The sequence below is a fragment of the Stenotrophomonas maltophilia group sp. P373 genome, assembly GCF_053295075.1.
On the sequence record NZ_CM129994.1, the window covers coordinates 401,211 to 425,365 of the forward strand.

The following is a 24,155-nucleotide window of genomic DNA, read 5'->3' on the forward strand; positions in this document are numbered from 1 at the left end:
TCCATGTTTTCCAACTACCGCCAGTACTGGGACCTGACCAAGCCCAAGGTCGTCGCCCTCATTGTCTTCACTGCCCTGGTCGGCATGGTCCTGGCTGTCCCGGGCGTGCCCAGCTGGGAGCAGGTGCGCGCCGGCCTGCTCGGCTTCCTCGGCATCTGGCTGGCCGCTTCGGCGGCCGCTGCGATCAACCAGTTGCTGGATGCGCACATCGATGCGCAGATGGCACGCACGTCGTGGCGCCCGCTGGTGGTCGGCAAGGTCAAGCCATGGCAGGTGCTGGTGTTCGCCGGCGTGCTGATCGTGCTGTCGATGACCATCCTGGTGCTGTGGGTGAACCTGATCACTGCAGTGCTGACCTTCGCCTCGCTGATCGGCTACGCGGTGATCTACACCGTGTACCTGAAGCGCGCGACCTCGCAGAACATCGTCATCGGTGGCCTGGCCGGCGCGATGCCGCCGATGCTGGGCTGGGCTGCGGTGACCGGCATGCAGGGCTCGTCGGACTGGGCGTACTCGTCGCTGCTGGTGCTGATCATCTTCATCTGGACGCCGCCGCATTTCTGGGCGCTGGCGATCTTCCGCCGCGAGGACTATGCCAAGGCGGAGATCCCGATGCTGCCGGTGACCCACGGCGTGGCGCACACCCGCAAGCAGATCATGGTGTATTCGGTGGTGCTGGCGCTGGTCTGCCTGCTGCCGTACCTGGTGGGCATGAGTGGTGCGTTCTACCTTGGCGGCGCGATCGTGCTCAATGCCGTGTTCCTCTGGTACGCCTGGCGCATGCTCGACCCACCGGATGAGCTGTTCTCGATGAAGATGTTCTATTACTCCATCGTGTACCTGATGGCGCTGTTCGCCTTCCTGCTGGTCGACCACTGGATCCTGCCCTGGTTGTGAAGCACCACCTGTAGAGACGAGCCCATGCTCGGCTGAGGGGGGATTGGAAGAGCAGCCGAGCGTGGGCTCGGCTCTGCACTTGATGTCTTCCAGCGGCGTCGCCATTGCTGTTCCTGACCCCAAGGAAAGGAGCGAGCAGGGATGCATACGATCTTCCGTTGGACCACCGCGCTGATTCTGGCGCTGGGCATGGCCGTGACCGCGCATGCCGACGACACCGCCGCGCAGATCCGCCAGCACGCCGGTGATCACCGCCTGCTGGTGCTGGGCGAATTCCATGGAACCCGCGAGACGCCGCTGCTGGTGCGGCAGCTGGTGGATGACTACAGCCGCGCCGGGCCGGTCCTGCTGGCGCTGGAACTGCCACGCGGGGAAACCTCCACGCTGCGCGACTACCTGGCTTCCGATGGCGGGGAGAAGGCACGCCAGCATCTGCGCGGGCGTGCGTTCTGGACCGTGCGCGATGACCAGCATGATGGCCGTCGCAGCCGCGACATGCTGGCAATGATCGAAAGCCTACGCGTGCTGAAGTCGCAGGGACGTGTGATCGACGTGGTTGGCTATGACGTCAACGCCAGCAAAGGCGGCAACCAGGTACGCGATGACCTCATGGCAGCCGAGTTGCGGCGGCTCAATCGAGGCCTACCGGCCAGTGCGCGCATGCTGGTGCTGACTGGCAATGTCCACGCCATGCTGCGGCGGCCGGAAGGTATGCCGCCGGAAATGCAGAGGCGGCCGATGGCCTCCCAGCTGCGGGACCTGGATATCTACAGCGTGCGGTTGGGTGCGCAACGTGGTCAGACGTGGGGATGCGCGGGCGGTTGCATGGCGCGGCCACTTCGAGAGCAGGTTGCCACGGGGCCGCGGGTCGCTGCAGGGGCGGAACGGCCGTACGACCTGTGGGTATGGATGCCGGAACTGAGCGTCGGGACGCTGGTGGATCCGTAGCGTCAGGCAAGCCATCCACGCATGGCGTGGATCTACTCCGGATCACAGGTGTCAGCCGAGCGTGGGCTCGGCTCTACAGTAGATCCACGCCATGCGTGGATGTTCTCCCCTCGGGTCAGGGCTTGCGTCGCGCGTAGCGCTGCGCGATCACGCCGCAGACGATCAGCTGGATCTGGTGGTAGATCATCACCGGCAGCACGATGGCGCCGAGGCTGCCGCCGGCGAACAGCACCTTGGCGATCGGCACGCCCGTGGCCAGGCTCTTCTTCGAGCCGCAGAACACGATGGCGATCTCGTCCTCGCGGTTGAAACGCAGGCGGCGGGCGATGAAGGTGATCAGCGGCATGGCGATGCCCAGCAGCACGGCGGCCACGACCGCCACGGCCAGCAGCGACAGCAGCGGCGTTTTGCTCCACAGGCCTTCAGTCACCGCTTCACCGAACGCTGAATACACCACCAGCAGGATCGTGCCCTGGTCGGTGTAACGCAGCAGCGCGCGCTGCTTTTCCACCCAACCGGCAATCCACGGCCGCAGCAGGTGGCCGGCCACGAACGGCACCAGCAGCTGCAGCATGATGCCGGCGATCGCATGCAGCGGGTCGTGCACGCCACCGGAGGTGCCCGCCAGCGCGGTCAGCAGCAGCGGCGTCAGGAATACGCCGAGGATGCTCGACAACGAAGCACTGCACACCGCTGCGGGCACATTGCCATGCGCCATCGAGGTGAACGCGATGGACGACTGCACGGTGGAGGGCAGGGTGCACAGGAACAGCACGCCCAGGTACAGCTCCGGGGTCAGCAGCCAGCCCGATAGCGGCTTGAACATCAGCCCCAGCAGCGGGAACAGGAGGAAGGTGCAGGCCAGGATGGTCAGGTGCAGCCGCCAGTGCAGCATGCCGCCAATGATCGACTCGCGCGGCAGGCGCGCGCCGTGCAGGAAGAACAGCGCGGCGATGGCGACGGTGGTGACGTCATCAAGGACGATGGCGGCGGCGCCCTTCATCGGCAGCAGCGAGGCCAGGCCAACCGTGCACAGCAGGGCGAGGGTGAAGTTGTCCGGTCGCAGGCGCGACCACCAGCGGGTCATGGTGGGCAGAGTCCTTGGTGCGGAGAGTTCAGGGCGAGGTGACCGGCGTGGCCAGGCGTTGGCGGGTGGCGGCTTCCAGCGAGGTCAGGCCAGCACGCTGGCCCAGCTGAAGGGCCTGTTCGGGGCTGGCATGTTCGTAGCGTGCGTTGACCAGGCCGAGCACGGCGCCGGCGCGGTTGCCGGACGCACAGTGCAGCAGCACCGGCCCCTGGCTCTGCCGCAGGGCCTGGTGCACGGCGCGCACGTTGGCGGCATCGAGCCCCTCGGCACCGGCCACCGGAATGCGCACGTAGCGCAGGCCCAATGATTCGGCAACGCGGGTTTCGTCGAAACCCCGGTCCTCGCCGGGCTGGCGCAGGTCGATCACGGTGCGCACGCCCTGCGCGGCAAGTTCGCGCAGTTGTGCGGCGGAGGGCTGGCCGCCGGCATACAGGCCCGGGCGGACTTCATTGAGCGGGCCATCTGCGGCCAGGGCCGCCAGTGGCAGGCAGAGCGACAACAACAGCAGGCAGGTCAGGCGCAGCAGCATGGTCCTCTCCGTGAAAACGTTCTGCCGCTACAGGCGCAGCCCGGCGCGGGCCTTCAGCAGCTCGCGCAGTTCGTATTTGTCAGTATCGTCCAGGCCCTGCTGGCGCTGCTTTGCCAACAACTCCTCCAGACGTTGCACCAGCAGCTGTTTCTCCAGCTGTGCCACCGCGTCGTGCAGTTCCTGGGTCCAGCTGGCCTCGGTGCCGGGCAGCGTCTGAGCGGCCAGCGTATGCAGCGACGCCTGTTCCTCGCGGCCGTCGAAGTGTTCCAGCAGGGCGCCGGTGCTGATGTCCGGGCGCTGTTCGACCAGCCCCAGCAGTTCCAGCAGCAGCTCCACGCCCGGCAGTCGCAGGCCCTGGAAGTGATGCTTTCCGCCCAGGGTCAGCGCCAGCGACGGCTGCTGCAGCAGCACGGCGATCGCGCCGCGCACCAGGCTGCGCTTGGCCACCGGCTGGATCGTCCGCTGTGGCTGGCGTTGCGGCATCGGCGCGCGCGTGGCCTGGGCAGTGCCACCGAGGCCGGTCAGCTGCGCCAGCTGCTGCTTCATCAGGTCGCCGAAGGCACCGTCGGGAATCTGCGCCAGCATCGGCTTTGCGCGTTCGGCCAGGCGCGCCTTGCCGTCCAGCGTGCCCAGGTTGATCTCGCGGGTCAGTTCATCGAAGAAGAACTGCGACAGCGGCGTGGCCTGCTTCAGGCGCTCGTTGAAGGCCTCGGCGCCTTCCTTGCGCACGATGCTGTCCGGGTCCTCGCCATCGGGCAGGAACAGGAAGAACGCCTGGCGGCCATCCTTCATGCGCGGCAGCACCGACTCCAGGGCCTTCCAGCCGGCGCGGCGGCCGGCGGCATCGCCGTCGAAGCAGAAGAACACGTCCGGCGCGTTGCGGAACAGCAGCTCGGCATGGTCCGGCGTGGTCGCCGTGCCCAGCGTCGCCACCGCCTGGGTGACCCCGAACTGGAACAGCGAGACCACGTCCATGTAGCCTTCGACCACGATCAACCGCTCGATCTTCTGGTTGGCCTGGCGCACCTGCCACAGGCCGTACAGCTCGCGGCCCTTGTGGAACAGCGCGGTTTCGGGCGAGTTGAGGTACTTGGGGCCGTCGTCCTTCTCGAACACGCGGCCACCGAAGGCGATCACCCGGCCACGGCGGTCGAAGATCGGGAACATCACCCGGTCGCGGAACTTGTCGTAGACGTGGCCGCGGTCGTTCTTCGAGAAAAGGCCGGCGCGGTCGAGCAGCTTCATGCGCCGCTCGTCCTTGCCGAGCGCGTCGCGCAGGCCGCTGTAGCCGTCCGGCGCGTAGCCGATCTGGAAGCGCGCGCGGTTCTCTTCGTCCACGCCACGGCCATCGAGGTAACTGCGTGCCTTGTCGCTGCTTTCCAGGTTCTTCTGGAAGAACCGGGCGGCGGCATCCAGTGCCGAATACAGCTCGCGGCTGTCGTCCTGCTGCTGCGGGCTGCGCGGATTCTCGTTGCGCGGCACTTCCATGCCGGCGCGCTTGGCCAGCTCATCCACCGCGTCGAGGAACTCGAGGCGGTCGTAGTTCATCAGGAAGCTGATCGCGGTGCCGTGCGCGCCGCAGCCGAAGCAGTGATAGAACTGCTTGGTGGGCGAAACCGTGAACGAGGCCGAGCGCTCGTCATGGAACGGGCAGCGTGCGGCGTATTCCTTGCCTTGGCGCTTCAACGGCACGCGGCTGCCCACCACCTCGACGATGTCGGTGCGGGCCAGCAGGTCGTCGATGAAAGCGTCGGGGATACGGGCCATGGGCAACAGGGCAGGGCGCGGTACAGGACCACGCGACGGAACCGGGGGCGGTCGGCCTAGTTTACCCCCTGTCGGGCACCTGGCTGGCGGTGGCCGGATCGATGCCGGCGGCGGCCAGGTGATGGCGCGCGCGCAGGCGCTCATCGATCACCGCAGTCATCAGCGCGCCAACGAAGAAGACCACGGTCGCGTAATAGATCCAGACCAGCGAGATCACCAGCGCGCCCATCGAGCCGTAGGCACTGCCGGGGGCCACGGTGGCGATGTAGACGCCGATGCCGTAGCGGCCCAGTGCGAACAGTGCCGAGGTGATGACGCCGCCGATGAAGGCCTGGCGCCACGCCACGCGGCGGTCGGGCAGGTAGTGGTACATGAAGGCGAACCCCACCGCGTACAGCAGCAGGCTGGTGACGTACCCCAGCGCGGGGAGGATCGAGGGCAATTGCGCGAAGGCCACCTGCAGTACCGTGGTGGCAGTCATCGACAGGATCAGCAGGAAGCCCAGGGCCAGCACCACGCCGAACGAGAACACACGCTTGCGCAGCCAGGCCTTGAGGCCCTCCAGGCGCTCGCCACTGGTGCGGAAGATAAGGTTGAGCGCGTTCTGCAGCTGCGCGAACACGGCCGTGGCGCCGACGAACAGCAGCAGCGTGCTCCACAGCCCCGCCAACGAGCCGACGTCGGGCTGGTTGTCGGCGTTCTTCAGGACGGTTTCGGCCACCGTAGCGGCGCTGCTGCCAGCCACCGAGCTGATCTGGTCGATCAGCGCCTGCTGTGCCGGCGGGTACAGCGAAGCGGTCAACCACAGCAGCAGCACCAGCAGCGGGGCCATCGACAGCAGGGCGTAGAAGGAAACGGAGGCGGCCTGGGTCAGCACGTCGACGTCGATGAAGCGCTTGGCCACCGCCATCGGAAAGCTGTCCTGCAGGCGCTTGAGGTACTTGTGCAGGGACACGGGAACGTTGGGCTCGGGTTCAACCATGGGTGTGGTTGTAGCAGGCGACCGACGAAGGTGCGGTGAAGCGGGTGCATCAATGGGGTCAGAGCCCTTTCGCGTTGCGAAAGGGATCCGACTCCGTGTACCGGATTACGCCAGCTGCTGCTTGACCAGCTTGGACACCAGGCCCATGTCGGCCTGGCCAGCGAGCTTGGGCTTCAGTGCGCCCATCAGCTTGCCCATGTCGGCCGGGCCGGAGGCGCCGGTCTCGGCGATGGCGGCCTGGATGGCGGCCACGATCTCGGCTTCGCCCATCTTGGCCGGCAGATAGGCTTCGATGACCACGATCTCGGCGCGCTCGATCTCGGCCAGGTCTTCGCGGTTGGCCGCTTCGTACTGGCTGACCGAGTCCTTGCGCTGCTTGACCATCTTGTCGAGCACGGCGATCACGGCGGTGTCATCCAGCTCGATGCGCTCGTCCACTTCGCGCTGCTTGATGGCGGCATTGATCAGGCGGATCACGCCCAGCTTGTGCTTCTCGCCCGCCTTCATGGCGGCCTTCATGTCTTCGGTGAGCTGCTGCTTCATGCTCATGAGGAACCTCGTGGTGGTAGGTGGGGCGGGGCGGATGCCCGAACCCGGAAACGCAAAAAGCCGGCGACGCTCGCGCGTGCCGGCTTCGGCTCCATCGCGACGGGCAGGCCCGCCGCAATGAAGATGCGTCCGATCAGTACAGGCGCTGACGCTTGGTGACGTCGCGCGACGAGCGGCGCAGCTGACGCTTCACAGCAGCGGCGGCCTTGCGCTTGCGCTCCTGGGTCGGCTTTTCGTAGAACTCGCGCTTGCGGGTTTCGGCCAGCACACCGGCCTTTTCGCAAGTGCGCTTGAAGCGGCGAAGAGCAAACTCGAAGGGCTCGTTCTCGCGGACTTTGACGCTGGGCATGGAATCTCCGGGACACAGTAGAACCGGGTCACGCCCGGCGAGCCGCACATTATAGCGGCGAATCGACAAACTGCAAGCGGCCAACCCTGAATACGGGCCGGCGGTTCGAAAGCAGTGAGATCTGCACGTCCCCCGAGGGGGCGGCAGGGGCGTCATAATAGCAGGCATGCGAGTCCTTGGCATCGAATCTTCCTGTGATGAGACCGGCGTGGCGGTGTATGACACCGACCTGGCCGGCAGCGCGGCCCTGCGCGCCCATGCGGTCTACAGCCAGATAGCCCTGCACGCCGAATACGGTGGCGTGGTGCCCGAACTGGCCAGCCGCGACCACGTCCGCAAGCTGCTGCCACTGGTACGCCAGACCCTGGCCGACGCCGGTCTGGGTGTAGGCGATATCGATGGCGTCGCCTATACGGCCGGTCCCGGTCTGGTCGGCGCGTTGCTGGTCGGCGCCGGCGTGGCCCGATCGCTGGCCTGGGCGCTGGAGGTACCGGCCGTCGGCGTACACCATATGGAAGGCCACCTGCTGGCTCCGCTGATGGAAGACGACCCGCCGGAAGCGCCGTTCGTGGCGCTGCTGGTGTCCGGTGGCCATACCCAGCTGGTGGCGGTGGACGCGATCGGCCAGTACCGCCTGCTGGGCGAAACCCTGGACGATGCGGCTGGCGAGGCCTTCGACAAGACCGCCAAGCTGATGGGCCTGCCGTACCCGGGCGGCCCGCAGCTGGCCAGGCTGGCCGAGCAGGGCACGCCGGGCGCGTACCGCTTCGCGCGGCCGATGACCGACCGCCCGGGGCTGGATTTCAGCTTCTCCGGCCTGAAGACCCAGGTCCTGATGGCCTGGCGCGACAGCGACCAGAGCGAGCAGACCCGCGCCAACATTGCCCGGGGCTTTGAGGACGCGGTGGTCGAGACCCTGTCAATCAAGTGCGAGCGCGCGCTGGAAGCGGCCGGGACCAACGTGATCGTGGTTGCCGGCGGTGTAGGTGCCAACAAGCGCCTGCGCGCCCGCCTGCAGCAGATGGCCGAGCGCCTCGGCGGCCGCGCCTGCTTCCCGCGGCCTGCACTGTGCACCGACAACGGCGCGATGATCGCCTTCGCTGGCGCACTGCGGCTGCAGGCTGGCCAGCACAGCCCGCCGAAGGTGGATGTGACCCCGCGCTGGGACATGGCGACCCTGCCGGCGGTCTGAGCCGGTAGCGCCGGGCCACGCCCGGCGGACGCTTTACGGACGCCCGGCCAACGGCGACGCCGCCCATACCGTCGTCGCCCGCTCATGGCGCTGCAGCCACCCCAGGGTGTGCGGGCAGCGCGCATGGATCAGCCGCCCGATCGCGGCCAGATCGGCGCCGATGTCGCGCTCGAGGATGGGCTCGTGATGGGCGATGCGGTTGCGCAGGTGGCGGATGCGTCCGATATCCGCATGGATGGCTTTCCTGACGGCACTGGGATGAGCAGAGGGAGCATGCTGCAGAACCCTGCTGAGTGCGGGTATCCAAAGCGTGGAGTCGAAGCGACAGGTGAAGAGCTGCTGCCAGAACACCATCGGCAGGTTGGCGACGATCCCAGGTGTATCGGTTACGCGGCTGGCAAGTTGTTCCAGTACCGTGCGCGGAGAAGTACTGGATGAGGTTGGCAGCCTCCGTCGGAAGGCACCATTCCAGGGCCAACGCGGGCCATGCTGCCTGGCGAGCACAGCTGCAGCGGCGTTACGGGTGACCACTTCGCACAGATGGACCGGCATCATCAGTGCACTGCACATCCGCATGTTCCACAGGTACAGGGATTCGGCTGTGACGTCGGGGCTGCAGGTCGATGCGATTCTCTCGTAAGTAGACAGACGCTCCGCTGACAACGCGCGCCGCAGTACATCGTATGGAGCCATCGTCATGTGCGGTGGTGAAGGAGGGATCGATGTTCGCGAGAGTGGGCGGCGGCGACCATCAGGGAACGTCGTTGTCCGCGCGGCTGATTTTCTGCGTTTTGCCTCGGACGAATACCTGACCTGCCCTGTCGGAATTGGCCTTGACCGGCGATCTGGTCCTTGCCTACTCTGCGTGCCTGCGCCACCGGGACTCGCGGCTGGATTCCAGCTCCCCCCGGGGACAAACGGTAGTACCAAAGGGCCCTGCTAGTGGGGCCCTTTGTTTTTTCCGGCGCCGTCTCCCTGTCGGCCGCTCACCGCCCGTTCCGGGCAGGGTCACCGCCGTGCCGTTACCATGGCCGCCTGTATTGGCGCTGGTAACCGCAATGGACAAGGTTTTCATCGAGGGGCTGACGATCGACGCCCTGATCGGTATCTACGATTGGGAGCGACGGATCCGCCAGGACCTGGTGTTCGACCTGGAAATGGGCTTCGACAACCGTCGCCCTGCGGCCACCGACGACATCGCCCACACCCTGAACTACAAGGCGGTGAGCAAGCGCCTGGAGCAGTTCGTGCGCGAGTCGGAGTTCGGCCTGGTCGAGACGCTGGCCGAGCGCTGCGCGCAGATCGTGCTGGACGAATTCGACGTGAAGTGGCTGCGCCTGAAGCTGAGCAAGCCGGGCGCGGTGCGCGGCGCGCGCGCGGTGGGCGTGATCATCGAACGCTCGCGGGACTGATCCGGTAAATCCGGCCGCCGGCCGGCAACCCCGGTAGTGCCGGCCGCTGGCCGGCAACCTTGGCAACAACGAAACAGACAGGAGACAACTGATGGTGGACGCGGTGGTGGCGGTACAGTGGCTGGAACGGCTGCAGAACACACTGGAACCCTATCCCGGCGCCTACCTGGCGTTGATGATCTCGGCGCTGCTGATCGCCGCCGGCCTGGCCAACTGGGTGACCAAGCGTATCCTGCTGCGTGGCCTGCGGCGCCTGTTGCAGCGCCTGCCAGGTGCCGAGTCCGGCCGTGGCAGCCATTTGATGCGGGTGATCTCGCGCCTGTCCAACGTGGTGCCCAGCCAGGTGATCGCCTCGGGCATCACCCTCATCCCCGACCTGCCGCCCAGCCTGGTCAACGTCATCATCAAGCTGTGCATCGTGTGGGCCGTACTGACGGTGTCGATGGCGTTCTCGCATGCGCTGGACGCGGCCAACAGCCTGTACGAGCGCAAGCCCGATGCGCGCAACAAGCCGATCAAGGGCTACCTGCAGGTGGTCAAGATCGTGGTGTTCGTGGCCGCCGGCCTGTCCATCGTCGCCACCCTGCTTGGGGTGAAGCTGGGCCCGCTGGTGACCGGCCTGGGCGCGGCCACGGCGGTGCTGATGCTGATCTTCCAGGACACCATCCTGTCGCTGGTGGCCAGCGTGCAGATCAGTGGCGATGGCCGCGTGCGCATCGGCGACTGGATCGAGATGCCCAGCCAGAACGCCGACGGTGACGTCATCGACATCGCCCTGCACACCATCACCGTGCAGAACTTCGACAAGACCATCACCACCATCCCGACCAAGAAGCTGGTGACCGAGTCGTTCAAGAACTGGCGCGGCATGCAGGAGGCCGGTGGCCGCCGGATCAAGCGCGCGCTGTACCTGGACCAGCACAGCGTCGGCTTCCTCGACGACGGCGACCTGGCCTTCCTCGGCGAATTCGCGCTGCTGCGTGACTACCTGCGTGAAAAGGAGCAGGAACTGGGGCAGTGGAACGGGCGCCTGCGCGAGCAGGGCGTGGCCGAGGTCAACAGCCGCCGGGTGACCAACCTGGGTACCTTCCGTGCCTATGTGGAGCGCTACCTGCGCAGTCACCCGGGCATCCATACCGACATGACCCTGCTGGTGCGGCAGCTGCAGCCCACCACCGAAGGCCTGCCGCTGGAGCTGTACTGCTTCACCCGCAGCACCGCCTGGAGCGAGTACGAGGCCGTGCAGTCGGACATCTTCGACCACCTGCTGGCGATTCTGCCGGCGTTCGGCTTGCGGGTGTTCCAGGCCTCCAGCGATGCCATGTTGATGGCCGGGCAGCGCCAGATGGCCGGCTCGGAGTAAGCTGCGGTGCTCCCGGTGGGACCATACGGGCCCCGCTGTTGGCTGAAACTGAACGAAGAAACCTCTCGCCAAATGGCTCGGGATCGCTAGAATGCCGGGCTTGTAAACGTTTTCATCAAGGACTGCCGGTGGCCTCCGATCGCATCGAATCCCTCATTGCCCAGATGACCGTCGAGGAAAAGGTCGGCCAGCTGGGTGTCTTCGCGGACATGGTCCGCCCGTTCGCCCCGGACGTGAACCCGGAAGCCAACGTGCGCAATGCCGACCAGGTGCTGCAGCAGGTGCGCGAGGGCAAGGTCGGCTCGCTGTTCAATGGCGTGGGCGCCGAGCTGGGCCGCCGCATCCAGCAGGTCGCCACCGAGGAGAGCCGCCTGGGCATCCCGGTGATCCTGGCCGCCGACGTCATCCACGGCATGCGTACCGTGTTCCCGATTCCGTTGGGCGAGGCCGCCAGCTTCGAGCCGGACCTGGCCGAGCGCACCGCGCGCGCCACCGCCATCGAAGCCACCGCTGCCGGCCTGCACTGGACCTATGCCCCGGCCGTGGACATCGCCCGCGACCAGCGCTGGGGCCGGGGTGCCGAAGGTGCCGGTGAGGACGTGGTGCTGGGTTGTGCATTCGCCGCCGCCCGCGTGCGTGGCTTCCAGGGCAGCGACCTGCGCGCCGCCGATTCGCTGCTGGCCACGCCGAAGCACTTCGCCGCCTACGGCGCGGTGATGGCCGGCATGGAATACAACATGGTGGACATCTCGCCGCAGACCCTGCGCGATGTGCACCTGCCGCCGTTCAAGGCCGCCTTCGAGGCCGGCGCGATCACCGTGATGTCCTCGTTCAATGACATCAACGGCGTGCCGGCCAGTGCCAACGCTGAACTGCTGACCGACATCCTGCGCGGCGAATGGAAGTTCCCGGGCGTGGTGATCTCCGACTACACCGCCGACATGGAGCTGGTCGCCCACGGCTATGCCGCCGACGACCGCGATGCCACCGCCAAGGCGTTCACCGCCGGCCTGGACCTGAGCATGCAGAGCGGCTTCTACGCCGAGCACCTGCCGGGCCTGGTCGAGAGCGGCGAAGTGCCGATGGCGGTGCTGGATGAAGGCGTGCGCCGCATCCTGTGGCTGAAGGAAACCATCGGCCTGTTCGACGACCCGTACCGTTCGCTGGACCCGGCGCGCGAAGCGGATACCTCGCATATCGCTGCGCATGATGAACTGTCGCGCGATGCCGCGCGCCGTTCGATCGTGCTGCTGAACAACCGCGACAACGTGCTGCCGCTGCAGAAGACCGGGCAGAAGATCGCGCTGATCGGCCCGTTCGTGCAGGACCGCGAAAACATCGAAGGCTGCTGGACGCTGTTCGGCGACAAGCAGCGTTACGTCGACCTGGAAACCGGCGTGCGTGCCGCCATCGGCGACGAAGCGCTGCTGGAAATCGTGCCGGGCTGCGAACTGGAAGCGGCCATTCCGGGCGGTACCGAAGCGGCGGTGGCTGCCGCGCTGCGCGCCGATGTGGTGGTGCTGGCGCTGGGCGAACCGCAGCGTTACAGCGGTGAAGCGCAATCGCGCGTGGAGATCACCCTGCCGCCGGCACAGCAGGCACTGGCCGAGGCCGTGGCGATGACCGGCAAGCCGCTGGTGGTGCTGCTGCGCAATGGCCGCGCGCTGGCGCTGCAGGGCGCGGTGCGCAATGCGCAGGCCGTGGCGGTGACCTGGTACCTGGGTACGCAGACCGGCCATGCCGTGGCCGATGTGCTGTTCGGTGACTACAGCCCGTCCGGCCGCCTGCCGGTCAGCTTCCCGCAGGTGTCCGGCCAGCAGCCGTACTTCTACAACCACCCGCGCACCGGCCGTCCGGAGCTGCCGACCATGTCGGAGTTCAAGGCCCGCTGGCGCGAGATTCCGAACGAGCCGCTGTACCCGTTCGGCCACGGCATCGGCTACACCACCTTCGCCTACGGCGTGCCGCAGCTGAGTGCTGTGCAGCTTGGCTGGGACGACACCCTGACCATCACCACCACGCTGACCAACAGCGGTGATGTGGCCGGGGAGGAAGTGGTGCAGTTGTACATCCACGACCGCGTGGCCAGCCGTGTACGTCCGGTGCGTGAGCTGAAGGACTTCCGCAAGGTGGCGCTGCAGCCGGGGGAGTCCGCCGACGTGGTGTTCACCCTGACCCGCGAGCAGTTGGCGTTCACCGGCCGCGATGGCGTGCTGCGTGCCGAGCCGGGCCAGTTCGACCTGTGGGTCTGCGCCTCGTCGGCCGCCGGCGAAGCCGTGCAGTTCGAACTGCTGAAGGCCTGATCAGAAAAAGGGGACGGAGGGGATTAAGTCGTTTGTGCCACTAACGACTTAATCCCCTCCGTCCCCTTTTTGTTGCCGTCACTGTGGCGGCGCTACCATCGGGCTTCCTGTTTCGATGGAGTGCGCGTATGCGCCGGATGGCCTACCTGATTCCCGCTCTGCTGCTGGCGGCCTGTTCGCAGCCTGAGCCGCCGGCGCAGCCTGCGGCGGATGCGCCGCCGCCGATGGAAGCGAACGCGGCAGCGACGCCTGCCGCTGAACCGGCGGCGCCGGCTGCCGAACCTGCCGCCGCCGCACCGGCCGCACCGGCCGCACCGGCCGCGGAGGCGCCCGCCGAGGACGCGCGTGCGCGCATCGAATCGCTGCTCGGCGATGCCGCGCAGTTCGAGAAGGTCTTCAACGCGTTCAAGACCGCCGTGGTCGGCGGTGATCGTGCTGCGGTGGTCGAGCAAGTGCGCTTCCCGTTGAACATCAGCGACGGAAAGAAGATCACTGGCCCCGGTGAGTTCCAGCGGAACTACGAGAAGATCATCACCCCGGCGGTGGTCAAGGCAGTGTCCGGGCAGGACTTCGGCAAGGTCTTCGTCAACCAGCAGGGCGTGATGATTGGCGATGGACAGGTGTGGTTGAACGGAACGTGCCTGGACAAGGCCTGCACGCAGACCGAGGTGAAGGTCATCACCATCCAGTGAACGCAGACGGCCCCGCACGCGGGGCCGTTGCGGAGAAACGTGCCGGCCAGCGGCCGGCGGCACCTCATGCCTTCGGCGTGAGCTTCAGCAGGCGCGCCTTGCTGCCGTCTTCCAGCAGCCACAGGGCGCCATCCGGGCCCTGTTCCACTTCGCGGATGCGCTCGCCCATGTTGAAGCGTTCGGCTTCGCGCGCGCTGTCGCCATCAAAGGCCACGCGCACCAGCGAGGTAGACGACAGGCCGCCGATGAAGCCGCTGCCCTTCCACTGCGGGAACAGGCTGCCGCTGTAGATCACGAAGCCGGCCGGCGAGATCACCGGCGTCCAGGTCACCTTCGGCGCGGCGAATTCCGGGCGGGTGTCGTGGTCGGGAATCGGGCGGCCGTCGTAATGGTCACCGTTGGAAACGATCGGGTAGCCGTAGTTGGCGCCACGCACGATCAGGTTCAACTCGTCGCCACCGGCGGGTCCCATCTCATGCGCCCACAGCTTGCCGTTGGCGTCGAAGGCCATGCCCAGGATGTTGCGATGGCCCAGCGACCACACCTGTGCGGCAACCCCGCCCTGTGAGGCGAACGGGTTGTCGGCGGGCAGGCTGCCATCGTCGTTGAGGCGGATGATCTTGCCGAGGTTGCCGCCCATGTCCTGGGCCGGATCGAACTTCTGGCGCTCGCTGGAACTGATCCACAGCTTCCCGTCCGGGCCGAACGCGAGGCGATGCCCGTAGTGGCCCTCGCCGCTGACCTTGGGGCTCTGCCGCCAGATCACTTTCAGGTTCTTCAGCTGGCCACCCCCGTCGGCATCCAGTGCCAGCGTGGCCCGGGCCACCGCGGCACCGCGGGTGTCGAGCGTGCCTTCCTCGGCGTAGCTGACGTAAACAACATGATTCTGGGCGAAGTCCGGGTGCAGGATGATGTCGCCGAAGCCACCCTGGCCACCATAGGCGACCTTGGGAACGCCGGTGATTTCGTGCTTCTGCCCGTTGGCCGGGTCCAGGTGCTGCAGCGTGCCGCGCTTTTCGGTGACCAGCAGGCTGCCGTCGGGCAGGAAGGTCATCGCCCAGGGCTGGTCGAAGCGGCTGACTTCGGTGGCGGTGAACGGCCGCTGGTCGGTGGCGGTGGCTGCAGGCGCTGTGGCCTGGGCGGTACCCGAAGCCGGATCGGCGGCGTTGCAGGCGGAGGTGGCGAGGATCGGCACGAGGCCGAGGGCGAGCAGCAGGGGCGTACGGGTCATGGGTATCTCCAGGGCGGGGATGCGGATGGCCGGGCTGCCCCTTGTATACCACCGCAGCCGTTACCGTCGTGGCCCGAAGGTCCTGCGCCCCCCTGTGCGGCAGCGGCGGGATCGTCTAGGGTGGGCACGCCCGGGCAAAGCATGCCCGTCTGCCTGCCAAGGACCTGCAATGAATACTGCCATGCCTCACAAGCCCTCCACCGCCTTCATCGCCGCCTCGTGGGTGGCCCTGCTGCTGGGTGCGGCGGCGTACCTGATCGGCCTGTTCAATGCCACGATGGCGCTCAACGAGAAGGGCTACTACCTGACCCTGCTGCTGTTCGGCCTGTTCGCGGCGGTGTCGCTGCAGAAGAGCGTGCGCGACCGCGTCGAAGGCATTCCGGTCAGCGGCCTGTATTACGCGCTGTGCTGGTTCGCGTTGTTGTCGGCGCTGATGCTGCTGCTGGTCGGCCTGTGGAACGCCACGCTGGCACCCAGCGAGAAGGGCTTCTACGGCATGGCGTATGCGTTGTCGTTGTTCGGTGCGGTGGCTGTGCAGAAGAACACCCGCGACCTGATCGCCGCCGGTGGTGGCGAGAGCAAGCGCAGCGCGATCGTGCCGCCGCTGCCGGAACAGGAATGATTCGGTAGCGCCGAACCCAGGCTCGGCTCAGCCGAGCATGGCTCGACCTAAACGTGGGGCGAGAGCCGAGCGTAGGCTCGGCTCTACAGCAGCCTGGTGCTATCGCTTCAAGCGCGGATCCGCCAGCTGCGCTTCGTCCCAGCCACGGCGCACGGCGTTGCGTGCCTGCGCCCAGTCCAGGCGACTGCGGCCACGTTCGCTGGCCCAGCGCGATTCCAGTTCGCGCTCCACTTCCTCGTAGGCGCGGATCATGTCCTGGGCGCGCGCGGCATGGCCGATCCGGTAGGCCGGCTCGTAGTCCTCGAAGAACAGTTGGTCGTCGTAGTACGGCTCGGCGGTGTAGCGCTCGCGCCAATAGTCGCTGACCGCGTCGCGCGGCGTGCTGTCGTCCGGTACGCGGCCGGGAATCTGGTACTCGGTCAGGAAAAGGCTCCGTTGTGGACGAAGCCTGATCGTGCCTGCGTGGCGGTTAACGGTCCGGTCCGACAGCGTGATCGCCAGATCAATCCGCCGGGCATGGCCCGGCGCTCCGTTCACCCGGCGTCCGCATCCTTGCGCGGCAGCGTGTAGATCACCGCGCCAATGACGAACGCGACCAGTGCAGCGGCGATGTTCTGCCAGCTGGCACTGGCGAACAGGGCCAGGCACAGCAGCAGCGCCAGTATCGGAATCAGCGGGCCACCGGGCAGCTTCAACGCGCCTGGGCGATCCGCGTAGCGCTTGGCCAGCACCAGGACGGCGGCAGCGGTGCCGATGTAGGCGAACAGGCGCGTGGTCATCGACAGCAGGGCGAGCTGCACGAACGAACCGGACAGCGCCAGTCCGAGCGCGATCAGGCCCTGGCACATGATCGATGCGGCCGGCGTATGGAAGCGCGGATGCACCTGCGCCAGGATCTTCGGGCCGTAACCATCGCGGGCCAGTGCGAACAGGAATCGCGGGCCCATCATCATCGTGTTGCTGTTGGTACCCAGGATGGAGATGGTCGCGCCGATGGTGAGGATCAGCGCCAGGGCCTCGCCGCCGAAACCGGCTGCGGCGTCGGCCAGCGGCGTGGCCGAGCTGGCCAGGCCGGCCAGCGTACCCTGCGCCACCACCTGCACCGCGCCATAGATGACGGTGACAGTGATGATCATGGTGATCAGCGCGAACGGAATATCGCGGCGTGGATTGCGGTACTCGCCGGCCGCGGCCGGGATGTTCTCGAAGCCGGCGTAGGCGTACAGCAGCAGCAGGGCGGCCTCGCCCATCCGTTGCAGGTCATGCGGGTCCGGGCGCTGGCCGGAGAAGGCCAGCTGTGGATCGATATAGAACGCGCCGATGGCCACGAACAGCAGCAGCGGCAGCATCTTGCCGATCACCAGCACCACGCCGGTGCGCGCGGCCGAGCGCACGCCGATGATGTTGACGCCGGTCAGGAAGCCCAGCGACACCACGATCACCGCGATGCGACCCATGCCGGCGCCGGCCCACGGCCAGAAGCGCGCGACCGCATCGGCCAGCGCGTTGCTCAATGCGGCCGCCGAGCTGATGCGGGTCAGCCAGATCATCCAGCCGATCTCGAACCCTGCGAAGCGGCCGAAGGCCTCGCGTGCGTAGAGGTAGCTGCCACCGGGTTCATCGAAGTAGCTGGCGGCCTGCGCGTAGCACAGCACCAGCAGCGCGACGACGATGCCAGCGGCGACCACGCCCCACAGGCTGAAGGGGCCGAGCAGGGCAACGGTGGCGGCCGGCAGCAGGTAGATACCGCTACCGATCACATCGTTGATCGACAGGCCGACGATCTGCCAGCGGCTGACCGCGCGCTGCAGCTGTGGTTCGTCCGGCGCGCTCAACGGGCGTCTCCGCTCAGCGCGGGCAGCTGCCACTGCACCTGCAGTCGCTGGTACTCGGTGCGCGGCAGCAGCACGAAGCGCGGCGTATCCTGCGGCCGCAGCCAGTCCAGCAGCGCCTGCATGCGCGCTTGTGGCATGGCGGTACAGCCGGCGGTGGCCTCCCCGGGCGTGCGCCACAGATGGGCGAAGATGCAGCTGCCCTTGCCGGGCTGGTTGTCCGGGTTGTGGGCGATGACGAAGCCCTCCCGGTAGCGCACGTCGCCCTTGTTGTGCAGATCCAGCCGCATCGGCTCGGTGGAGCCCTTGATCGCTGCACTGCCGACTTTCTTCTCATCGACGATGCGGTTGTAGAACGGCGAACCGGGCACGTCCATGCAGTAGCTGCTGTCCAGCATCGGCTGGTAAGGCATTGCGGTGCCGGGGCGTGTGACGGCATAGCCGAACGCACTGCCGAGCGCGAATATGCCGGCCGGGCTGCGACCGTCTCCTTCCTGCTTCTGCGGGCCATCGGCCTGTGCCGGATGCAGGCCCAGGCCCCAGGCGCTGCCGGTACGGCCGAGCGCCACCGGGAACGCCTGTCCGTGCGTGTGCCAGCCCTTGCCATCGCGCACATAGGCCTGCAGCTGCCCTTGGGTACTGTCCCAGCCATCGCTGGTGACCACGATCAGCTGGCGCGCGCCATCCAGCGGCGCCGCGTGAACGGACACCGTCGCAGCAAGCAGCAGCGCAGCGGTAGCGAGGCGAACCAGCGATTTCATCAACAGGTGCTCCGGTCAGGAATCCAGCAGGTGGTCGATCCGCTCCAGGTTCACCGCCAGCTGCTGCTGGCGGTCCGGATTGGTGTGGCAGAGCAGCACGAACAGGAAATCGAGCAGGGCGTGCATGGCGCTACGGTACAGCAGCTGCGCGACCTGCGGCGTGCGGTCGTGCGCGCAGACCGCCAGTGCCGCATCAGCATGCGCGCGCAGCGGGTTGGCAGTGTGGCGGGTAATGGAAATCACCTTGCCACCCATGTCCTGGAACTGCCGCGACAGCTGCGAAAGCTGCGGCAGGTTGCCGAATTCGGAGAACACCAGCAGCACATCGCCGGGGCGTGCGGCCGACAGGTTGGCCAGCATCAGGATCGGGTCGGTGTGCGGCACGACCAGCAGGCCGAGCAGCGACAGCCGCATGGCGAACTCGCGGGCGAACAGGCCGTCGTCACCCAGGCCATGGACGAACAGCTTGGGTGCGCCGTCGAGCAGCTGCACGATGCGCTCGATCTCCTCGCGTGGATTGGCCTGGCGTGTTTCCTCCTCGGCCTGCGCCTTGCTGCGGCGCAGGGCCTCGCCCAGGCGCAGGTAGTCATCGCCGCTGTCGGGTTCGCTGGGCACCTGTTGTGGATCGGCACCGGCGCGGGCCACGTCCTGGCCGATCGAGTACTTCAGGTCCGGGTAGCCCTTGAAGCCGAGCTTCTGGCTGAACTTCACCACGCTGGACTGGCTGATGCCCAGCGCACTGGCCAGCTGCTGCGATGAGTAGTCGCGCAGCAGGTGGGCGTTGTCGAGGATGAAGTCGGCGATGCGGCGCTCGATGGCAGACATCTGCCCGCGCTCGGTGCGGATCTTCAGCAGGGGCGGCATGCGGGGCGTCCGGGCATGTGTAGGCGCGTTGCGGTTGGCAGCGTAGAGCAGATTATGTGGTGGGTCGGGCGGGTGGGGTTTGCGGGGGGCGCCGTGAATCCGTCCATGGAGGCCTTGCCGCGCTTGCTCGTTTGCGCTGTCCTGCGCAAACGGCAAGACCGGGGTTGGGCGTCCTGCCCAACCCGCCCGAGGCATGCCTCGGGCCCATGGCGCGGACACCCCCGCAAGCCCCACCCGCCCGACCCCGGACAGATCGCGCGCGTGCCAGCCGCGAGGGGGATATAGGGTAGGGCAAGAGCAAGAGCACCCACGAATGGCGTGGACCCACGGCATGCAGTTGTTGCCTTTGACGTTGAGTCCGCCTTCAAGCGAGCCGAGCACCGCAGGTCCGGCGAGGGCGAAGAGGCGCGGGTGTCTGAGCGTAGCGAGTTCCCGCGCCGTCCCTCGACGGGCCGAGGAGCGCAGGGAACCGGTGCGTAGCACCGGCTCGCGGTCGGCGGAGTGTTTCTTTGGGTTACTTTTCTTTTCGCGAAAAGAAAAGTAACGCCCGACCCAACGTCAGTGGCACGCCAGGCCAACCGCAAGGCAGAAATCACCCCAGCATCTCCAGCCCACGCACTTCGGTGATACCCAGCCCCGGCACGTCGCTGATGCTGATCTCCGATTCGTTGAAATGCACGCCGCCGCTGACCGGATCGAACTGGCCCAGCGAGGGACCGTCGAGGTCGACCTTGGTGATCACATCGCTCTTGGCCACGGCCAGGTGCACGGCCGCGGCCACGCTGATGCTCGATTCGATCATGCAGCCGATCATGCACGGCACGCCGTAGATGCCGGCGATGTCGGCGATGCGGATCGCGTTGGACAGGCCGCCGGTCTTCATCAGCTTGATGTTGATGATGTCGGCCGCGCGCTGCTGGATCAGGTCCATCACCTGGCTCGGGCTGAACACGCTTTCGTCGGCCATCACCGGCGTGTTGACGCGGTCGGTGACGTACTTCAGGCCGCTGATGTCGGCGGCCTTCACCGGCTGCTCCAGCAGCTCCAGTACCACGCCGGCGTCCTCCAGCGTGCGCATCGCATGCACCGCCTGCTTGGCGGTCCAGCCCTGGTTGGCATCCAGGCGCAGCAGGGCGCGGCCTTCCACGGCGGCATGGATTGCCTTGACCCGTTCGATGTCCAGTCCGATGTCCTTGCCGACCTTGATCTTCAACGACTCGAAGCCGCGTTCGATCGCCGACAACGAATCGGCCACCATCTTGTCGATGTAGTCCACGCTGATGGTGATGTCAGTGGTGATCACCGGGTCGCCGCCACCGAGCATCTGGTACAGCGGGGCACCGTGCAGCTGCGCCCACAGGTCGTACAGCGCGATCTCCACCGCGGCCTTGGCGCTGGTGTTGCGCTCCATCGCGGTCTGCACCAGCGTGCACAGGTGGTTGAGGTTGACCACGTCCTGGCCGATCAGGCGTGGGGCGATGAAGTGGCGGATCGCTTCGATGATCGAGCCGTGGGTATCACCGGTGATCACCGCTGTAGCCGGTGCCTCGCCGTAACCGGTGTGACCGGTGTCGGTGCGGATCAGCACCACCACGTCTTCCACGGTCTCCACCGTGCGCAGCGCGGTCTTGAACGGTGTCTTCAACGGCACGCGCAGCATGCCCAGTTCGATGGCGGTGATCTTCATTCAGGAGTCTTGGCCCGCAGGCGCTGGATGTTGGTGATGCGGTCGATGTAGCGGACGGTGTCGCTGGCCATCATCGGCTCCAGCGGCGTGACCGAAACACCATTGAGATGGGCCTGCACGCGTTTGCCGTCGGTACCGAACCAGCTGCCGCCCGCCGTATCGTGGATGACCCAGGTGCGGCCGTCGACGTGGCCGATGGCCATCATCACATGACCGGGAATGTAGACCAGGTCGCCCACCTTCAGGCTGGCGACGGCACGGTCGCGCACCGCCTTGCCGTCCTTGCCGGTGAACGGCAGGCGGTCCAGCGCCGGACTGACCGCCTGCGCGCTGGTATTGCGCGGCAGCAGCACGCCAAAGCTGCGGTAGATCTCGGAGACGAAACCGCTGCAGTCGCGGGTGTCGTAGTCGTGGCCCCAGCCGTAGCGTTCGCCGAGGAACTTGAAGCCCTGCTGCAGCAACAGGCGCGGGGTCAGCGGCAGGTAATCGGCGGCGGTGTCCTGCGAGCGCGGCAGCAGCGCCGGCACCAGCTTCAATCGGCCATCGGCCTCGCGTACCGGCAACTGCACCACCCACGAGGCGTGGGCCTGCTGGCCGTTCACCGGCTCTGACGCGGGCCAGTCGGCCAGCACCGGCAGGCGCACGCCCATGTCCAGCTGCAGGCGCGAGACGCGCGGCTCCTCCGGGGTATGGGCGGTCTGCGCGGTGGCGCCGGTGACGATCCGGTACGGTCCCTTCGCGCCGTAGCCGAGCACCGTGGCCTTGTCGCCGCTGGCGATGGCGTCGGCTTCGATCCACGCGCTGTAGCGCTCGCTGTGCACGAACAGCCAACGGCCATCGGTACTGCGATGGACCACGGCCACCTTGTCGCCGGGGAACAGTGCCGATTCCTGGAAGCGGTCGATGTCGGTGTCACCGACGGTGCTGAAGACGCGCTCGCGGGTGGGGAAGGTGCGCAGCGCGGCACGCTTCACCACCAGCCCATACTGCGGTGCCACCTGTGTGGGAATCGCATCGAGGCCGAGGTTGGCTTCGATAGTGCTGCGCAGCGCGGGTGCGATCGCCTGGCCCTTGTCGTTATAGAGGGCGCGGGTGGGCCAGCTCGACAGCGCGGTGATGCTGGCGCGAACCGTCGCCGCATCAAGCTGGGCGGGCAGTGTGGCGATGTCCTGGATGTGGCTGTCCTGCGCCCGCATGCGCGCGTTCTGTGCTTCGATCTGCGCGCGATCCAGAATCGGCGCGTCGGCGTTGTCCAAGCGCGCGGCCCAGTACTGCGGGGTCAGATAGGCCTCGTGCAGGCCGATCACATAGGGCAGCGGCGCACCCGGGTCGGGCGGTGGGGCCGCCTGTGCAAAGGCCGGGGCGGCCAGCAGGCACAGGGCCAGGGTCAAGCGGCGCGGCCAATGCCGGTGCCGTTCGCGGAAAGCCAGGCTCATGCGGTGCACACCCTCCTCGAATGCCTGTTGGAATATTTATTCCTTTTGGCCCCGAAAGCAAGAATAAATTATTGACCAACATCCCGGCCCGTGTTACACAGCCGTTACCACCCGCGCTGGGGAAGTGTCGCTGTGGATCCTGCCGTTCGCAAACCGCGTCTGACTGCCGCCGCCGGCCTGGGTGCCGTGTTGCTGCTGTGGGTGTCGGCCACGCACGCAGCAGGCGAGCGCAGCAGCCAGCAGCAGGAGCGTCAGGCGCAGGTGATCGACCTGATCGACAGCGGCCGTTTCCGCGACGCCGACGCGCTGCTGGCCACTACACCCGCCGCCACTGACGAAGCGTTCCAGCGCGAGCGCATGCGCCGCATTCGCCTGGATTTCGCCCTCGACGAAAACGCCGCCAAGGACGCCGTACGGCGCGGCATTCCCGATCTGACCGACGAGGAATTTGCGCGCTGGGACCAACTCGGCCTGATCGAGCATCTCGATATCGATGGCGAGCGTTGGTACTTCAAGCGCGCACCCTCGAACCTGTTCCTGCTCAGCGACGAAGCACGCGCGCGTCGCCGCGCGGATGAACCGATGCCGCCTCCGGGCCCCAACGAAGTGCTCAATGCCCACCACGCAGGCGTGGTTGCTGCGGCCGAACAGAGTGGCCAGGCGTCGGTTCTGCCGCAGCGCTATGAATTCACCCAGTCGCTCACGGTGAAAGCCGATGTGGTGCCCGCCGGTGAAACGATCCGCGCGTGGATTCCGTACCCGCGCGAGATCCCCGGCCAGCAGGAGCAGGTGCAATGGCTGGGCAGCACCCCGGGCAAGGCGCGCGTGGCTCCGGCCCATACCCAGCAACGCACCGCCTACCTCGAAGCCAAAGCGGTTGCCGGGCGGCCAACCCGCTTCGAGATCCGCTACGCGGTCACGACCTTCGCCCGGCATACCGCGATCAACCCGGCCGTAGTGCAACCGACCCCGGCCGATCCGGCCCTGAAGCCCTACCTGGCCGAGCAGCTGCCGCATGTGCGCTTCACCCCGGCGCTGAAGCTGTTCTCCGACCAGGTGCTGCAGGGCGAGACGCGCCCGTATGAAGTGGTGCGCAAGCTGTTTGCCGCGGTCGACCGCATTCCGTGGGCCGGTGCGCGCGAATATTCCACGCTCAGCAACATCAGCGACTACGCACTGCGTGCCGGCCATGCCGACTGCGGGCAGCAGACCCTGCTGCTGATCGCGCTGCTGCGCCTGAACGGTATTCCTGCACGCTGGCAGTCGGGCATGGTGTTCTCCGGCGACGGCAGCGGCTACAACAACCTGCATGATTGGGGGCAGGTCTACCTGGCGCCGTATGGCTGGCTGCCGATGGACGTGACCACCGGCGCACTGGCCAGTGATGTGCCGGCCCTCCGTGACTTCTACCTGGGTGGCCTCGATGGCTACCGCATCGCCTTCAACGACGATTTCGGCCAGCCCTTCGTGCCGGCCAAGCAGCACTTCCGCTCGGAAACGGTCGACTCGCAGCGCGGCGAGGCCGAGTGGGCAGGCGGCAACCTGTACTTCGACCAATGGAGCTACGACTTCCAGTGGCGGGTACTGCCAGCCAGGCAACGCTAGCGCGACACATCGCATTCCACACCATTCAATTCTTGCAGGAGAGAGCA

Annotated in this window: 23 protein-coding genes; 9 read left to right on the forward strand and 14 right to left on the reverse strand. The window is 66.9% G+C overall.

Going from position 1 to position 24,155, the window contains the following annotated elements:
* Positions 1–3: 3 nt before the first annotated feature.
* Both cyoE and ACSYHF_RS01845 read left to right on the forward strand, forming a co-directional pair.
* Positions 4–897 (forward strand): heme o synthase, encoded by an 894-nt coding sequence (cyoE, locus tag ACSYHF_RS01840; RefSeq protein ID WP_053498710.1) that lies wholly within the window; start codon positions 4–6, stop codon positions 895–897.
* Positions 898–1,038: 141 nt separating this feature from the next.
* Positions 1,039–1,845 (forward strand): calcium-binding protein, encoded by an 807-nt coding sequence (locus ACSYHF_RS01845; protein ID WP_262233430.1) that lies wholly within the window; start codon positions 1,039–1,041, stop codon positions 1,843–1,845.
* Between the two features lie 115 nt (positions 1,846–1,960).
* Here ACSYHF_RS01845 and ACSYHF_RS01850 read toward each other — a convergent pair whose 3' ends face one another.
* The 6 genes from ACSYHF_RS01850 to rpsU all read right to left on the reverse strand — a co-directional run bounded on the left by ACSYHF_RS01850 (position 1,961) and on the right by rpsU (position 7,108).
* Positions 1,961–2,932, reverse strand: coding sequence for a bile acid:sodium symporter family protein (locus tag ACSYHF_RS01850; protein ID WP_447576041.1), 972 nt, complete (start codon positions 2,930–2,932; stop codon positions 1,961–1,963).
* Positions 2,933–2,960: 28 nt separating this feature from the next.
* Positions 2,961–3,461, reverse strand: a complete 501-nt coding sequence (locus ACSYHF_RS01855) for a fused DSP-PTPase phosphatase/NAD kinase-like protein (protein WP_005415010.1) — start codon at positions 3,459–3,461, stop codon at positions 2,961–2,963.
* A gap of 27 nt (positions 3,462–3,488) precedes the next feature.
* A complete protein-coding gene (gene dnaG / locus ACSYHF_RS01860; RefSeq protein ID WP_134731203.1) occupies positions 3,489–5,228 on the reverse strand; it encodes a DNA primase in 1,740 nt (579 codons plus the stop codon).
* Between the two features lie 61 nt (positions 5,229–5,289).
* Positions 5,290–6,210 (reverse strand): YihY/virulence factor BrkB family protein, encoded by a 921-nt coding sequence (locus ACSYHF_RS01865; protein ID WP_072169027.1) that lies wholly within the window; start codon positions 6,208–6,210, stop codon positions 5,290–5,292.
* Positions 6,211–6,315: 105 nt separating this feature from the next.
* Positions 6,316–6,759 carry a GatB/YqeY domain-containing protein gene (locus ACSYHF_RS01870; protein ID WP_005415013.1) on the reverse strand — a complete coding sequence of 148 codons (444 nt, stop codon included), beginning with the start codon at positions 6,757–6,759 and terminating at the stop codon, positions 6,316–6,318.
* A 133-nt stretch (positions 6,760–6,892) separates the two neighbouring features.
* Positions 6,893–7,108: a 30S ribosomal protein S21 gene (rpsU, locus tag ACSYHF_RS01875; protein WP_002808376.1), complete on the reverse strand. Its 216-nt coding sequence runs from the start codon at positions 7,106–7,108 to the stop codon at positions 6,893–6,895.
* Positions 7,109–7,274: 166 nt separating this feature from the next.
* Here rpsU and tsaD point away from each other — a divergent pair, with 166 nt between their 5' ends.
* Positions 7,275–8,300, forward strand: a complete 1,026-nt coding sequence (gene tsaD / locus ACSYHF_RS01880; RefSeq protein WP_005415014.1) for a tRNA (adenosine(37)-N6)-threonylcarbamoyltransferase complex transferase subunit TsaD — start codon at positions 7,275–7,277, stop codon at positions 8,298–8,300.
* A gap of 33 nt (positions 8,301–8,333) precedes the next feature.
* Here the strand turns inward: tsaD and ACSYHF_RS01885 are convergent, their stop codons facing one another.
* Positions 8,334–8,999 (reverse strand): hypothetical protein, encoded by a 666-nt coding sequence (locus ACSYHF_RS01885; protein ID WP_080104275.1) that lies wholly within the window; start codon positions 8,997–8,999, stop codon positions 8,334–8,336.
* A 359-nt stretch (positions 9,000–9,358) separates the two neighbouring features.
* On the opposite strand from ACSYHF_RS01885, the gene folB reads away from it, so the two are divergent.
* The 4 genes from folB to ACSYHF_RS01905 all read left to right on the forward strand — a co-directional run bounded on the left by folB (position 9,359) and on the right by ACSYHF_RS01905 (position 14,070).
* Complete coding sequence (gene folB / locus ACSYHF_RS01890) at positions 9,359–9,712, forward strand: dihydroneopterin aldolase (RefSeq protein WP_005415016.1); 354 nt, start codon at positions 9,359–9,361, stop codon at positions 9,710–9,712.
* A 91-nt stretch (positions 9,713–9,803) separates the two neighbouring features.
* Positions 9,804–11,075 carry a mechanosensitive ion channel family protein gene (locus ACSYHF_RS01895; RefSeq protein WP_005415017.1) on the forward strand — a complete coding sequence of 424 codons (1,272 nt, stop codon included), beginning with the start codon at positions 9,804–9,806 and terminating at the stop codon, positions 11,073–11,075.
* 128 nt (positions 11,076–11,203) lie between these two features.
* On the forward strand, positions 11,204–13,378 hold the full coding sequence (locus ACSYHF_RS01900) for a glycoside hydrolase family 3 N-terminal domain-containing protein (RefSeq protein ID WP_005415018.1): 2,175 nt from the start codon (positions 11,204–11,206) through the stop codon (positions 13,376–13,378).
* 128 nt (positions 13,379–13,506) lie between these two features.
* Positions 13,507–14,070 carry a hypothetical protein gene (locus ACSYHF_RS01905; RefSeq protein WP_262221641.1) on the forward strand — a complete coding sequence of 188 codons (564 nt, stop codon included), beginning with the start codon at positions 13,507–13,509 and terminating at the stop codon, positions 14,068–14,070.
* 64 nt (positions 14,071–14,134) lie between these two features.
* On the opposite strand, the gene ACSYHF_RS01910 is transcribed toward ACSYHF_RS01905, so the two are convergent.
* Positions 14,135–15,301: a PQQ-dependent sugar dehydrogenase gene (locus tag ACSYHF_RS01910; RefSeq protein WP_005415021.1), complete on the reverse strand. Its 1,167-nt coding sequence runs from the start codon at positions 15,299–15,301 to the stop codon at positions 14,135–14,137.
* Positions 15,302–15,470: 169 nt separating this feature from the next.
* On the opposite strand from ACSYHF_RS01910, the gene yiaA reads away from it, so the two are divergent.
* Positions 15,471–15,923 carry an inner membrane protein YiaA gene (gene yiaA / locus ACSYHF_RS01915; RefSeq protein WP_014645710.1) on the forward strand — a complete coding sequence of 151 codons (453 nt, stop codon included), beginning with the start codon at positions 15,471–15,473 and terminating at the stop codon, positions 15,921–15,923.
* Positions 15,924–16,022: 99 nt separating this feature from the next.
* On the opposite strand, the gene ACSYHF_RS01920 is transcribed toward yiaA, so the two are convergent.
* The 6 genes from ACSYHF_RS01920 to ACSYHF_RS01945 form a co-directional block, all read right to left on the reverse strand.
* Positions 16,023–16,346: a hypothetical protein gene (locus ACSYHF_RS01920; RefSeq protein WP_005415023.1), complete on the reverse strand. Its 324-nt coding sequence runs from the start codon at positions 16,344–16,346 to the stop codon at positions 16,023–16,025.
* 110 nt (positions 16,347–16,456) lie between these two features.
* Complete coding sequence (locus ACSYHF_RS01925) at positions 16,457–17,758, reverse strand: APC family permease (protein WP_262221640.1); 1,302 nt, start codon at positions 17,756–17,758, stop codon at positions 16,457–16,459.
* A complete protein-coding gene (locus ACSYHF_RS01930) occupies positions 17,755–18,516 on the reverse strand; it encodes a L,D-transpeptidase family protein (RefSeq protein WP_005415025.1) in 762 nt (253 codons plus the stop codon). The genes ACSYHF_RS01925 and ACSYHF_RS01930 overlap by 4 nt, the downstream gene beginning before the upstream one ends.
* Positions 18,517–18,531: 15 nt before the next feature.
* Positions 18,532–19,380, reverse strand: a complete 849-nt coding sequence (locus tag ACSYHF_RS01935; protein WP_053498690.1) for a MurR/RpiR family transcriptional regulator — start codon at positions 19,378–19,380, stop codon at positions 18,532–18,534.
* 592 nt (positions 19,381–19,972) lie between these two features.
* Positions 19,973–21,067 carry a dipeptide epimerase gene (locus ACSYHF_RS01940; RefSeq protein ID WP_100477436.1) on the reverse strand — a complete coding sequence of 365 codons (1,095 nt, stop codon included), beginning with the start codon at positions 21,065–21,067 and terminating at the stop codon, positions 19,973–19,975.
* Positions 21,064–22,503, reverse strand: a complete 1,440-nt coding sequence (locus tag ACSYHF_RS01945) for an SH3 domain-containing protein (protein WP_134955692.1) — start codon at positions 22,501–22,503, stop codon at positions 21,064–21,066. Before ACSYHF_RS01945 ends, ACSYHF_RS01940 begins: the two co-directional genes overlap by 4 nt.
* 132 nt (positions 22,504–22,635) lie before the next feature.
* On the opposite strand from ACSYHF_RS01945, the gene ACSYHF_RS01950 reads away from it, so the two are divergent.
* The gene (locus ACSYHF_RS01950; protein WP_447576042.1) at positions 22,636–24,108 is read left to right on the forward strand and encodes a transglutaminase-like domain-containing protein; all 1,473 of its coding nucleotides are present in this window, start codon (positions 22,636–22,638) and stop codon (positions 24,106–24,108) included.
* Positions 24,109–24,155 lie beyond the last annotated feature (47 nt).